Consider the following 12,949-nt stretch of genomic DNA (forward strand, 5'->3'; position numbering starts at 1 on the left):
TCGTGGCAAAGCGCAGCGGCCGACAGGCGAGCGGACGCCGCAAGACCAGCTCGCGTCGCACCGCCAGCGGCCGCTCCCTGCCCGGATGGGTTTGGGGGCTCGCGGGCCTGGGGGTCGGGCTCGGCGTCGCCTACCTGGTACACCTGCATCACACCGAAGGCGGGCCGGAGCAGGTCGCACGACTGTTTGACGAACCGGCCCGGGAACGCCCGGCCGACGACACCCCCGCCGAGTCGAAGAAGGACAAACCCCGCTTCGAATTCTACCGCCTGCTGCCGGAGCAGGAAGTCGAAGTGCCTTCCGACAACGAGGGCAGCGAGACATCGAACACACGCCCGCCCAAGCGGCCGGAACCGGAACCGCAGCCTGCCCGGGAACCAACGACCACCCCGGAACGCGATCAGCGGGCAACGGCGGCCGGCAGCGATGCCCCCGGGAACGACACCGAGACCACGGCTTCCGCCGACACCGGCAGCAACCAGCGCTACCTTCTGCAGGCCGGCTCATTCCGCAACGCCGCCGACGCCGACCGTATGAAGGCCAAGCTCGCACTCCTCGGCGTCGAGGTACGCATTCAGAAGGTCGAGCTCGCCGGCGGCGAGCTCTGGCACCGTGTGCGCATCGGCCCCTACGGCGAACGCGCCCGGGTCAACCGGATCCGTCAGCGCCTGCAGGACAACGGCGTGGAAACGATCCTGCTCAAACGCGGCCGCTGACCCCGGCCCCGGGCGGAAGAGACGCTCACTCCGCGTCCCACGGCGGGGTTCCCGCAAAGCGTTCGTGCAGGAAGTCGATGAAGCTACGGACCTTCGCGGGCAGATATCGGCCCGCCGGATACACCGCCTGGATCGGCGTCGCGGCCGGGCGATAGTCCGGCAACAGCCCGACGAGACGGCCACTTCGCAGATCGTCGCCCACGATGAAGGTGGGCGCCAGGGCGATGCCCTCCCCGCGCAGGGCGGCGGCACGCAGGAACTCCCCGTTATTGGCCCGCAGACGCGGACGGATCGGCACCACGATATCGCCGCCGGAACCGGCAAAACGCCAGCGCCCGTGGGGCGGTCGGTAGCTGTATTCGAGGCAGGCGTGCCCGGTGAGCTCCCCGGGCGTGGCAGGGGCACCGTGCCGTGCCAGGTATGCCGGCGCGGCGCATAGTGCGAATCGGCTCGAGCTCAGCCGCCGGGCGACCAGGCTGGAGTCGGGCAGCTCGCCGATACGCACCGCGACGTCGAACCCCTCGGCGATGAGATCGACGGCTCGGTCGCTCAGTTCCACCTCCACGGTGACATCCGGGTACTCGCGCAGATAGTCGGTCACCACCGGCGCGAGGTGCATCGTGCCGAACGTCACCGGCGCGCTCACCCGCATGTGCCCCCGCGGCACGGTGCGCCGGCGGCCCGCGTCGTCCCGGGCGGCGGCCACCTCGTCGAGAATGCCGACGCAGCGCCGGTAAAACGCCTCCCCCGCCTCGGTCAGCGCACCCGCCGCGTGGTCCGGTCGAACAGCCGCGTGCCGAGCCACTGCTCCAGGGCCTTGATCTGCTTGCTCACCGCTGCCGCCGTGAGGTTCAGCTGGCCGGCCGCGCCAGCGAAGCTGCCCGCTTCGACCACGTGGCGGAAGACAACCATGCTCCGGAAGGTATCCATACGCCTTCTTCAGACAAGTAACCAAAAGTTGAAAATCATTTAATCATATTTGCCATTATAAACTTGTCATTGCGCTGCCAGACTCCTTCCCACGCCCAACCAACGAAGGAGTGCAACGATGCAGCTGACCAACCGAGTCGCATTGGTAACCGGTGCCTCACGGGGGATCGGGCGCGCCATCGCCGAACGTCTGGCCGAAGCGGGAGCCCGGGTAGTGGTGAACTACAGCCGCGGCCGCAGCGGTGCCGAGGAAACCGTCCGACGGATCACGGCCACCGACGCCGAAGCGATCGCCATACAGGCCGACGTCAGCCAGCCCGGGGACGTAAAGCGGCTGTTCGACGAATCCGCCCGCACCTTCGGCGAGCCCGGAATCGTCGTCGCCAACGCCGGCACGCTGGGGGTTCAGAACCTCGCCGAGGCAACCGTCGAGGACTACGAGTCGGGGTTTGCCGTCAATGCCCGGGGCACCTTCCTGACCTACGCGGAAGCCGCCCGGCGGGTGCCGGACGGCGGACGCATCATCGGCTTCTCCACCAAGCTGACGCTCCAGGGCAGTCCCGGTCTCGGGATCTACTCCGCCAGCAAGGCCGCCGTGGAGCAATTCACCAAGATACTGGCGAAGGAGCTCGGCGGTCGCGAGATCACGGTGAACGCAGTCTCGCCGGGGGCCACCGACACGGACATGCTGCTACCGGCGGCGCGCGATGCGATGCCGGGTCTCCCCCCCCCTGGGGCGGCTCGGTGAGCCCGAAGAGATCGCCAACGTCGTGGCGTTTCTCGCCTCCGACGAGGCGTGCTGGGTGACCGGCCAGGTCGTCGGCGCCAACGGCGGCGTGGTGTAGCGCTGGACCGAAGAGCGCGGCAACACCTGCCGCGCTCCGTGCGGAAACCGGGCTCAATCCGCCGGTTGCCTGGCAACCGGCCCGCCGCGGCCGACGGTGAACAGGAAGGCCGGCGCGCCGGCGATGAGATACCAGTGGAAGGTGCAGAAGCGCCACACCAGCAGCGCGGCAGCGAGTACCGGCGCGTCCACCCACGCCGACAGCATCATGCCGAAGCCCACCTCCACACCGCCGGATCCGCCGGGCAGCAAACTCAGGTGGCCGATGAAAAGCGAGACGGCCTGGGTGATGAACAGCCACGCCCACGGTTGCGGATCACCGAGCAGCAGAAAGATCACCGGCACGATACCGTAGCGCAGCAGCCAGTGTGCGGCGCAGAAGCCGTACAGCGCGGCGAGCCGCCACCGCCCCAGCCCCAGCATCAGACGCACCGCCGCACGGAAGCGGATCAGCGCCCGCCCGAGCCGCCAGCGGTAGCGGTGGAGAACCGGCAGGCGGCGGAAAATACGGCCGAGCCACAGCGCCAGCGGCCGGTAGTGACGCGGAAGCCAGAGCAGCAACGCAAAACCCGCCGGCGCGCCAAGGCCGGCCACCAGCACGTACTGAAGCGGCACATCACCGAGCACCAACAGCGCTGCAAGCGGCAGGAAAGTGGCGAAGAACGCGAAGTCGGTAATCTGGTCGAGTACCACGAGCGCACCGGCCTCCGGCACCCCCAGTCCGCGGCGGGTGAACAGCAACACGCTGGTCGCCGGACCGCCGGTGTACGCCGGGGTGGCGGTGCCGGCGAACTCTATGCTCAGCACCTTGGCGAAGGTCTCACGTAACGGCAGCCGTAACCCGAAAGCGCCGGCAAGCAGGCGCAAACGGAATGCATTGCACACCCAGCCGGCAGTCACCATGGCGATCAACGGCAGCAATCCCCAGGGCGGGAAACGATCGAGGGCATCGAGCAGGCCGACGCCGCCGCCGAGCCACACAGGAATGGCCGCGGAAATGAGCACGCTCGCCAGCAGCGCGAGCACCCAATGGCGCCTCACCGGGGAGCTCCGGCGATCTCTGCGAGGGTCACCAGCCGTCGCCCGGCAATCAGGCGGTGAGCCTGGTGGCGGACCCTGGCGAAACCGTCCGAACGGTGAGCATCCGCCGGGTGCAGAGTCACGCGCAGGTACGAGGGACGTTGCAGGCCGCGCAGCGCGTTGACCGCCAGGCAGGTCAGCCGGCGCGGGCGACTGCGCATGCTCCAGGCAACCGCCGGGGCGCGGGCACAGCGATCGCCGGGGACAGCGTGAACGGTGTTACGCATGGCCAGGTAGGCTACCCCACTGTCGTCGATGGCGGAGCGCGCCTGCGCACCGGCCAGCCAGGCAGGGGGCACGAAGCCGGGCCGCGGCCAGCCGGCGTCACGGAACAGCTCGAGCCCCGCCCGCAGACGCCGGGCCGCCTCGTCATGGCCCAGCGCCGCGAACTCGCCTTCCCCGGCGGTCAGCCACCGGCGGGCGAAGCGCATCGCCACTTCTCCCCCGCCAGGCGACTCATCCAGATGAACATAGCCATGAAGCACCAGCTCGTCGCCCCGGGCGCGGCGGGCCGCCAGCCACTCCAGAAAGGGACGGTCGCCGACGGTGGGCGAGCACCGATGGTAGTACGGGACCACCAGCAAGGCCAGCGGCCCCACACCGCGAGCGTCCAGCCAGTCCACGAGCCGGCGGCACAGCGGCCAGGTCGCCGGCGCGACGTCGTGGACCTCAACGCACGCCACGTCAGCCATGACCGTCCGGCACCGGCTCCAACGCCGCAGTCGGCGCCGCCACGCCCAGGCGCCGGTAGTGGGCGAGCAGCGTCGGAAACACCGCGCGCCAGGCGTGGTGCCGTTCAGCGGTCTCACGGGCAGTCCGGCCGAGCGCCCTGTGATCGGCATCGAACACCGCCGCCACCGCCCCAGCGAACGCCGCGGCATCGCCGGGGGGCGCAAGACGGCCCCACTGGGGCCGCACCAGCTCCGGCACCGCGCCGGCCTCGACGCCCACTACCGGCAGGCCGCAGGCCATGGCCTCCAGCACCACCAGCCCGAACGTCTCACACTCCCCCGCATGCACCAGCGCATCACAGCTGGCCAGCACCCGGGCAAGACCGGCCTCCTGAAATGGCAGCGTCGTCACGCGATCATCGATGCGAGCCATCCGCTCGGCGCCCACGAGCACCAGGTGGTACGGCGCCCCCAGGCGCCGCATCGATGCGCGCAGGACGTCCAGGCGCTTTTCCCGGGCGAGCCGGCCGGCGTAGACGAGCAGCCGCGTGGGGGCTGGCAGTCCGAGGCGTGCCACAAGCGCAGCCCGGTCGCCGTGACGTGGATGAAACAGCGCGACATCGACCCCTAGGGGCTGGTGGTGGGCATGCTCGATACCCATCGCCCGCAGCCGTTGTGTGAGCGTCGCACTGGGCGCGAGCACCAGATCAAAGCCGGCATAGAATCGACGCAGCCACGCCGCGACCGGACCGGCCGCCCACCGCCCGAGGCGCCGGCCCAGCAAGCGCGGCACATCGGAATGGCAGAAGCCCACGGCCGGAATACCCTGGCGCTGCGCCGCGTACCGGGCCGCGTGACCCGGTATCCAGGGGTCGCCGGCCTCGACCAGATCAGGCGCGAGAGCGGCAATCGCCTCCCGCCACGGACGCTCGTGCAGCGGGAAGCGGTAGCCCCCCGAGCCTGGCAACGGCGCCGCCGGCAAGGTATGAACGCCGTCGCCCGGGCGCGCGCCCGGCCCGCGAGGCACAAGCAGGGAATGGTGCACTCCCGGCTGCCGCCCGAACCAGCGCCGCTTGGCCCCGAGATAACGGCGCACCCCACCGCTGCGCTCGGCATACAAGGCGGTCACGTCCAGCACGTGCATCACGGCCACGCCTCCGCACTAGCCCAGACAGCAGTATGGCGCGGTTGTGTTGCGTGGCTATGGCGGGAGTGGGAACGAAGTTGAACGTTCCGAGTGAGATACTGCGCTGGCACCGCGAGCGCGGACGCGCCTCTTGCAACTTGAAACTTTCAACTTGCCCCTGCGCTCGCCCTACAGCGAGCGCTTGTTCCCCTGCTCGAACATTTCGCGCTTCAGCCGATGGAGCGCGGAGATGTCCTCGTCGCCATGGCCCTGTTCCATGAGCTTTTCGTAGTGCTTGAGGGTCATCTCCACCAGGGGCAGGGCCACGTTCATGTCGTCGAGCATCTCGCGGCAGAGGCTCAGGTCCTTGTGGTGGAGGGCAGCCTTGAAGCCGGGTTCGTAGACGCCACGCACCATAGTCGGCCCGCGGTGGCTTAGGAACCAGTTGCCCGCGGCGCCGCCGCCGACGACCTCGATCACCCGGTCCATGTCCAGCCCCATCGCCTGGCCGAAGGCAAGGGCCTCGCTCACGGCCTGGTTGATGCCGGCGGCCATGATCTGGTTGACCGCCTTGGTCGCCTGACCGCTGCCCGATTCGCCCATATGGGTCACGGACTTGGCGATCGCCTCCAGCGCGGGCATGGCCTGCACCAGCGCCTCGGCATCACCGCCGACCATCACCACGAGCTGCCCTTTCTCAGCGCCCTCCCTGCCACCGGAAACCGGCGCGTCGAGAAAGCGGGCGCCGGTGGCCGCCACCCGTTCGGCGGCGTCGCGCACGGTGGCCACGCCGATGGTGGAGGTATCCACCACCACCTTGCCGGCTTCAAGCGCCGGGGTGATGGCGTCGACCATCTCCAGCACGTCCGCGTCCGCGGCGACGCAGGTCAGCACCACATCGCATTCCTCGGCGAGCGCGTCCGGCACCGGCGCGACGGGTACCTCAAGCTCATCGGCGAGCGCCACCGCCCGCTCGCGCGTGCGATTCCACACGCCCCCCAGCAAATCGTGGCGGGCGAGGTTGCGAGCCATGCCCGCGCCCATGGCGCCGAGTCCGATCACTCCCACATTCATGGCCGACCTCCTTCGTAGCGTAAGTACGTATACCCCTGCAGCCCGGCTTCGAGCTCGCGCAGGCAGGCGGCACGGGTGTCCGCGTCCAGGTCCGTCGCCCCGACACGCCGGCGATAGGCCTGCAGCAGCTCGCGCTCCTCGAAGTGCACATGGCGCAGCACTGCCTCGACACTCTCGCCGTTGACCGGCTCGGACAGCCGCCAGCGTTCCCCGTCCAGCACCACGTTCACCGCGTCTGTGTCCCCGAAGAGATTGTGCATGTCGCCGAGGATTTCCTGATAGGCCCCCACCATGAACACGCCAAGCAACAACGGCTCGCCGGCGCGCCACGCCGGCACCGGCAGCGTGCTCTCCACACCGTCGCGATCCACGTACAGGTGAATCGCGCCGTCGGAGTCGCAGGTGAGGTCCTGGAGCACTGCGCGCTCGGCCAGCGGCTCGTCGAGGCGGTGCAGCGGCAGGATGGGAAAAATCTGGTCGATGGCCCAGATATCGGGCATCGATTGAAACAGCGACAGGTTGGCGAAGAGCTTGCCGGCGAGCTTCTCGCGCAACGCGTCGAGTACTTCGCGATGGGCACGCACCCGCGGATCGAGCCGCGGCATGACCGCCCGGCAGGTAGCGTGATAGAGGCGCTCCGCCTCAGCGCGCTGGCCGAGGGTCAGCAACCCGTGGGTATACATGGTCTGCGCCTCGCCGAGCCAGTGACAGGCGTCGTGATAGACCTCCAGCGGTGACCGCCCGCCGCCCTCCGTATAGCCACGCCAGAGATCACGGAGGATCACCGGCGCCTCGGCATCCGGCGCCGTGGGGGTGTCATCGGCCGGCACGCCGTCCACGTCGATCACGTCGGTGACGAGCACGGCATGATGGGCGGTCATCGCCCGGCCGGACTCGGTGACGATGTCCGGGTGCGGCAGCCCCTCGGCTTCGCACGCTTCCCACAGCGTATGCACGATGTTGTGGGCGTACTCCTCGATGGAGTAGTTCAGCGAGCAGAAGCTGCGCGAGCGCGTGCCCTCGTAGTCGACCCCGAGCCCGCCACCCACGTCCACGCAGGCGATGGGCGCGCCCAACCGCCGCAGCTCGGCATAATAGCGCGCCGCCTCGCGCATGCCGCGCTGAATATCGCCGATGTGAGGGATCTGTGATCCCAGGTGAAAATGCAGCAGCCGCAGTGCGTCCAACCGGCCCGCGGCGGCCAGGCGGTCAACCACCGTGAGCGTCTGCGCGGCGGTGAGCCCGAACTTGGAGCGCTCGCCCCCGGTATTCTGCCACTTGCCCTCGCCGATGGAGGCGAGGCGTACGCGCAACCCCAGGCTGGGCTCGACACCCAGGCGTTCGGCCTCGTCGAGCAGCAGTGCGAGCTCGGAGAGTTTTTCCACCACCACGTGGCAGTCGAGGCCAAGCTGACGCGCACGCAGGGCGAGGCGAAGGTACTCGCGATCCTTGTAGCCGTTGCAGATCACCCGGGCCCCAGGGGGCGCGACGGCGAGCACGGCCATGAGCTCGGGCTTGCTGCCCGCCTCCAGCCCCACCCGCTCGCCGCCGCCGGCGAGGATTTCGTCGACAACCCGGCGCTGCTGGTTGACCTTGATGGGATAGACGGCCGTATAGCGCCCTCCATAACCATCGGCAGACATCGCCTGCTCGAAGGCGTTACACAGCCGGCGCACCCGGTCATGGAGAATATCGACGAACCGCACCAGCACCGGCAGATTGAGGCCCTCGGCGCGCACGGCGCGGGCGACCTCGTGGAGATCCACCGCAGGCCCTGCATCCCGACGCGGGCGCGCGACCACGCGTCCGCCGTCGGTAATCTCGAAGTACCCCTCGCTCCAGTGGGGCAGATTGTAGGTTTCGCGGGCGGTCTCCGCGGGAGTCGACGACATTCGGTCTTTCCCTGGATGGTTGTTGGACGGTTGGGGCGTCACGGCTCAGCCGCCGGGCCACGCCTCGCGCACGCGGCGCACCTCGGCGACCCGGGCCTGGTGGACGGCATCCGCGATGGCCGGGCCCTTGAGGCCCTGCTCCACGAAAGGCCTTGCAGTGACCGCGCGGGCGGCCTCGAACGCCGCCTGGAGATAGCGCGCCTGGGGGTAGTCGGCCTCCTCGAAACCGGTACGGCCGCGCGCGTCCGCCTCGCAGGCAGCGGTGAAGCGTGGTAGTCGCTGGGGCTTGCGAAAGGCGTCCAGGGATTCCAGCAACCGCACCACGGTCGCCGGCTTTAGCGTCAAGGCGCGATGCGCGTGGAGATGGTAACGGGCGACCTGACGCGCCGTCTCGCGGCAGACGTTGGGCACCTTCAGGCGATCGCAAACCGCTTCGACCATGGGCACGCCACGCTCCTCGTGGCCGCGGTGGCGCGGTAGCTCATCGACGGGTGTCGTGCCCTTGCCGAGGTCGTGCAGCAGCACGGCGAAGCGCGTAGCGAGCTCATCGGTGAGCGCGACCGACTGATCCAGCGACATCAGCACGTGCACACCGGTATCCACTTCCGGGTGGTAATCAGCGCGCTGGGGCACGCCGAACAGCGCATCGATCTCCGGCAACAGCGCCGCCAGCGCGCCGCAGTCCCGCAGCACACGCACGAACGCGCTCGGCGTCGGCGCCATCAGGGCCTTGGCGACTTCCTGCCAGACACGCTCCGGTACCAGCGCGTCCACCTCGCCGTCAGCGACCATGTCGCGGCATAGCGCCATCGTCTCGTCGGCGACGCGGAAACCGAGATGCGCGAAGCGCGCGGCGAAGCGCGCCAACCGCAGAATGCGCACCGGGTCCTCGCCAAACGCGGGCGAGACGTGGCGCAGCAGGCGATTGTCCAGGTCGTCGCGTCCACCGTAAGGATCGACCAGGCGGCCGTCCGGCGTCTCGGCCATGGCGTTGATGGTGAGATCCCGCCGCGCCAGATCCTGCTCCAGGGTCACATCCGGCTCCGCGTGGAACGTGAACCCGTGGTAGCCGGGCCCGACCTTCCGCTCCGTACGCGCGAGCGCGTACTCCTCCCCGGTCTCCGGGTGCAGGAACACCGGGAACTCCTTGCCCACCGCCCGAAAGCTCTGGCGCTCCATGGCCTTGGGCGTGGCACCGACCACCACCCAGTCGCGCTCGTGCACCGGCAGGCCCAGAAGGCGATCGCGTACGGCCCCGCCGACGAGGTAGATTTCGAGAGCCGATGTGTGCGGATCGGGCTGCATGGGCGGCTCAGACGCGGCGCGCGGTCTTGCGATAACGGTCATAGAGGCTGCGCTGACGCCTGTGCCCGAGGTACCCCGGCACGGTCGCCTCTATCGCCGTGGGGTGAATGCCGAGGCGGCCGAGACCGTCGTCGCTGCAGATACTGTCCACCTGGCTGGAGAGGTAGTTGTCCATGGTATAGGGCTTGCCGGGCAACCGCTCCATGAACCGGGCCTGCAGCCGTGAAAAACGGTCGGAGAGTCCAATGATGGCCTTCTTGGAGCCGATCAGCTCGGCGCAGTAGTTGACCAGCTCGCGCAGGCTGTAGACATTGGGGCCGCAGAGCTCGTAGCACTCGCCGAAGGTCTCGGGGTCGTCCAGGCACTGAACGAACGCCCGCGCCACATCACCCACGTAGACCGGCTTGAAGCGCGCTTCCGGCGTCGGCAGCGGCAGGAACGGGGCGATTCGCAGCATCGTCGCGAACTGGTTGAGGAAACTGTCCTCCGGGCCGAAGATCACCGACGGTCGGAACACGGTGACACCGAAACCGGTGTGATTCGCTTCCAGCGCGATGCGCTCGCCCTCGCCCTTGGTCTGCTGGTACCGGCTCGGCGCGTCCGGGCCCGCACCCAGGGCGCTCATGTGCAGCAGCCGTTTCACGCCAGAAGCGCGGGCACTCTCGACCACGTTGCGCACCAGGTTGACGTGCGCATCCTCGAAACGCCGCCCGCGCGCCGGGCTCTCATTGAGCACGCCGACCAGGTTGATCACCGCGTCCACGCCGCCGAACTCACGGCGCAGGGTGTCGGCGTCGTGGACGTTCGCCTCCACCAGCTCCAGGTTCGGGATCGGCAGCAGGTGCCGGTTACGCTCGCGCCGGGCAGTCAATACCTTGATGCGCACCGGTGTGTTGGCGAGTCGGTTGGCGATATGCCGACCGACAAAACCGGTGCCGCCGAGTATACAGACCGAGTCCACTCGCATGACGGGGCGCCCCTCTTGATGGTTGAAGCTGGTGCGCATTGTAAGGGATTGTGCATGGCTGTGACGCGGTCGCGGCCACCATCGGCAGGTGGGAATCCGCAATGCCGCGCGAGCCGGACACTCATTCCACTGACCGCCGCTGGCGATGCCCATCGACGCCGCCGGGGCCGAAAGGAGGAGACCCCCTTGGAAGTTCTGCTGATCTACCTCGCCGTCGGCATCGCCGCCGGCTTCGCCTCGGGCCTGTTCGGTATTGGCGGCGGGCTCATCATCGTGCCCGTGCTGCTGGCGGTGTTCGCCTGGCAGGGCGTGGACCCGGCGGTGGCCACGCACCTCGCCGTGGGCAGCTCATTGGCGACGATCATCGTCACCTCGATATCGTCGCTGCGCGCGCACTGGCGTCTCGACAACATTCTCTGGGCCACATGGCGGCCGCTGGCTGTCGGGCTGGTGCTCGGAGCCATCGCCGGCGCCCAGATCGCGGGACTGATGCCCGGCGATCTGCTACGCAGCGTCTTCGCGGCATTCGTACTGATCATGGCCGTGCGCATGGCCCTGGGGGGCCAGCCGCCGGCGCATCGCCAGGTCCCCGGCGCCGCGGGCCTCGGCGCGACGGGTGTGGGCATCGGCGCCATCTCGAGCATCGTCGGAATCGGCGGCGGCAGCCTCACGGTACCGTTTCTCGCCTGGTGCGGCGTGGAGATGCGCCGCGCCGTGGGCACCTCCGCAGCCTGCGGCCTGCCCATCGCACTCGCGGGCACGGCAGGCTTCGTCATCGCCGGCGGACTGCACGCCCGGGCGGCCCTGCCCGCCGGCAGCACCGGGTTCATCTACTGGCCGGCGGTGGCGGGCATTGCCGCGGCGAGCGTGCTGCTGGCACCGGTTGGCGCCCGCCTGGCGAGCCGGTTACCCCAGCGCACGCTCAAGCGCGCGTTCGCGCTATTCCTCGCGGTGGTGGGCGTGCGCCTGTTTCTCAGCTGATGCCGAGCTTCTTCTCGAGATAGTGGATATTGGTGCCACCCTGCTTGAAGGCGCCATCGCTCAACAGATCGAGATGGAGCTCGGCATTGGTCTTGATGCCCTCCACCACCAGCTCGGTGAGCGCCGTGCGCATGCGCGCGATGGCGCTCACCCGGTCGTCGCCCCAGGTGATGAGCTTGCCGATCATGGAATCGTAATGCGGGGGCACCACGTAGCTGGAGTAGATGTGCGAGTCGACACGCACGCCCAGCCCGCCGGGGGCGTGGAACTGGGTAATCTGCCCCGGTGACGGAATGAAGGACTTCGGGTCCTCGGCATTCAGGCGGCATTCCAGTGCATGGCCGCGCATGACGATGTCGTCCTGCGAATAGCGCAACGGTTCCCCGGCGGCGATGTAGAGCTGCTCCTTGACGAGATCCACGCCGGTGACCTGCTCGGTGACCGGATGCTCCACCTGGATGCGGGTGTTCATCTCGATGAAGTAGAACTCGCCGTCCTGGAAGAGGAACTCGAAGGTGCCGGCACCACGGTAGCCGATCTGGCGGCAGGCAGCGGCACACCGCTCGCCGATGCGTTGCCGCTGCTCCGGGGTGATACCCGGCGCCGGGCTTTCCTCGATGACCTTCTGATGACGCCGCTGCATGGAGCAGTCGCGCTCACCCAGGTGAATGGCGTTGCCGTGCTGATCGGCGAGCACCTGGAACTCGACGTGGCGAGGGTTGTCCAGGTACTTCTCCATGTACACCACCTCGCTGCCGAAGGCGTTCTGCGCCTCGGCCCGGGTGACGGCGATGGCATGGAGCAGATTCGCCTCGCTGCGCACCACGCGCATGCCGCGCCCGCCTCCACCGGCCGCCGCCTTGATGATCACCGGGTAGCCGATCTCCGCGGCGATGCGCAGGTTCTCCTCGTCGTCCTCACCGAGAGGACCACCGGAGCCGGGGACGCAGGGGATATTGGCGGCCTTCATCGCCTCGATGGCCGAGACCTTGTCGCCCATCATGCGAATGGTCTCGGCCCGGGGACCGATGAACACGAATCCGGAATTCTCCACCCGCTCGGCGAAGTCCGCGTTCTCGGAGAGGAAACCGTAGCCCGGGTGGATGGCCACCGCGTCGGTGACCTCCGCGGCGCTGATGATAGCCGGGATATTCAGGTAACTCTCGCCGGAGGGTGGCGGGCCGATACACACGGACTCGTCGGCCAGGCGTACGTGCTTGAGTTCGCGGTCGGCGCTCGAGTGCACCGCGACAGTGCTGATGCCCAGCTCCCGGCAGGCGCGCAGGATGCGCAATGCGATCTCGCCGCGGTTGGCGATGACGACTTTATCCAGCATGGGTGCGTATCCGTTGGTGCCAGAGGT

At 68.7% G+C, this 12,949-nt stretch carries 14 protein-coding genes; 4 read left to right on the forward strand and 10 right to left on the reverse strand.

Annotation, left to right across the window (positions count from 1 at the left end; genetic code table 11):
• Positions 1-2 precede the first annotated feature (2 nt).
• Positions 3-716: an SPOR domain-containing protein gene (locus ACPEES_RS03140; RefSeq protein WP_435100975.1), complete on the forward strand. Its 714-nt coding sequence runs from the start codon at positions 3-5 to the stop codon at positions 714-716.
• Positions 717-741: 25 nt separating this feature from the next.
• Here ACPEES_RS03140 and ACPEES_RS03145 read toward each other — a convergent pair whose 3' ends face one another.
• Complete coding sequence (locus tag ACPEES_RS03145) at positions 742-1,521, reverse strand: substrate binding domain-containing protein (protein ID WP_435100977.1); 780 nt, start codon at positions 1,519-1,521, stop codon at positions 742-744.
• Positions 1,473-1,646 carry a LysR family transcriptional regulator gene (locus ACPEES_RS03150; protein ID WP_435100979.1) on the reverse strand — a complete coding sequence of 58 codons (174 nt, stop codon included), beginning with the start codon at positions 1,644-1,646 and terminating at the stop codon, positions 1,473-1,475. Before ACPEES_RS03150 ends, ACPEES_RS03145 begins: the two co-directional genes overlap by 49 nt.
• Before the next feature lie 118 nt (positions 1,647-1,764).
• Here ACPEES_RS03150 and ACPEES_RS03155 point away from each other — a divergent pair, with 118 nt between their 5' ends.
• Positions 1,765-2,394 (forward strand): SDR family NAD(P)-dependent oxidoreductase, encoded by a 630-nt coding sequence (locus ACPEES_RS03155; protein WP_435100981.1) that lies wholly within the window; start codon positions 1,765-1,767, stop codon positions 2,392-2,394.
• Positions 2,354-2,491 (forward strand): SDR family oxidoreductase, encoded by a 138-nt coding sequence (locus ACPEES_RS03160; protein ID WP_435100983.1) that lies wholly within the window; start codon positions 2,354-2,356, stop codon positions 2,489-2,491. Before ACPEES_RS03155 ends, ACPEES_RS03160 begins: the two co-directional genes overlap by 41 nt.
• Before the next feature lie 53 nt (positions 2,492-2,544).
• Here ACPEES_RS03160 and ACPEES_RS03165 read toward each other — a convergent pair whose 3' ends face one another.
• The 7 genes from ACPEES_RS03165 to ACPEES_RS03195 form a co-directional block, all read right to left on the reverse strand.
• Positions 2,545-3,531, reverse strand: coding sequence for a lysylphosphatidylglycerol synthase transmembrane domain-containing protein (locus ACPEES_RS03165; RefSeq protein ID WP_435100985.1), 987 nt, complete (start codon positions 3,529-3,531; stop codon positions 2,545-2,547).
• Positions 3,528-4,262, reverse strand: a complete 735-nt coding sequence (locus ACPEES_RS03170; RefSeq protein ID WP_435100987.1) for a DUF2334 domain-containing protein — start codon at positions 4,260-4,262, stop codon at positions 3,528-3,530. Before ACPEES_RS03170 ends, ACPEES_RS03165 begins: the two co-directional genes overlap by 4 nt.
• The gene (locus ACPEES_RS03175) at positions 4,255-5,385 is read right to left on the reverse strand and encodes a glycosyltransferase (protein WP_435101144.1); all 1,131 of its coding nucleotides are present in this window, start codon (positions 5,383-5,385) and stop codon (positions 4,255-4,257) included. Before ACPEES_RS03175 ends, ACPEES_RS03170 begins: the two co-directional genes overlap by 8 nt.
• Before the next feature lie 171 nt (positions 5,386-5,556).
• Positions 5,557-6,441, reverse strand: a complete 885-nt coding sequence (locus ACPEES_RS03180) for an NAD(P)-dependent oxidoreductase (protein WP_435100989.1) — start codon at positions 6,439-6,441, stop codon at positions 5,557-5,559.
• The gene (speA, locus tag ACPEES_RS03185) at positions 6,438-8,333 is read right to left on the reverse strand and encodes a biosynthetic arginine decarboxylase (protein ID WP_435100991.1); all 1,896 of its coding nucleotides are present in this window, start codon (positions 8,331-8,333) and stop codon (positions 6,438-6,440) included. Before speA ends, ACPEES_RS03180 begins: the two co-directional genes overlap by 4 nt.
• A gap of 45 nt (positions 8,334-8,378) precedes the next feature.
• Entirely contained in the window at positions 8,379-9,638 is a 1,260-nt protein-coding gene (locus ACPEES_RS03190; protein WP_435100993.1) for a multifunctional CCA addition/repair protein, read from the reverse strand.
• 7 nt (positions 9,639-9,645) lie between these two features.
• Positions 9,646-10,605 carry a complex I NDUFA9 subunit family protein gene (locus ACPEES_RS03195; protein ID WP_435100995.1) on the reverse strand — a complete coding sequence of 320 codons (960 nt, stop codon included), beginning with the start codon at positions 10,603-10,605 and terminating at the stop codon, positions 9,646-9,648.
• A gap of 186 nt (positions 10,606-10,791) precedes the next feature.
• Between ACPEES_RS03195 and ACPEES_RS03200 the strand changes: the two genes are divergently transcribed.
• Positions 10,792-11,586, forward strand: a complete 795-nt coding sequence (locus tag ACPEES_RS03200) for a sulfite exporter TauE/SafE family protein (protein WP_435100997.1) — start codon at positions 10,792-10,794, stop codon at positions 11,584-11,586.
• Here the strand turns inward: ACPEES_RS03200 and accC are convergent.
• Positions 11,579-12,922, reverse strand: coding sequence for an acetyl-CoA carboxylase biotin carboxylase subunit (gene accC, locus ACPEES_RS03205; protein WP_435100999.1), 1,344 nt, complete (start codon positions 12,920-12,922; stop codon positions 11,579-11,581). The genes ACPEES_RS03200 and accC overlap by 8 nt on opposite strands.
• Positions 12,923-12,949 lie beyond the last annotated feature (27 nt).

It is taken from the genome of Arhodomonas sp. AD133 (assembly GCF_051195215.1).
In the GTDB taxonomy this organism is placed as follows: Bacteria; Pseudomonadota; Gammaproteobacteria; order Nitrococcales; family Nitrococcaceae; genus Arhodomonas.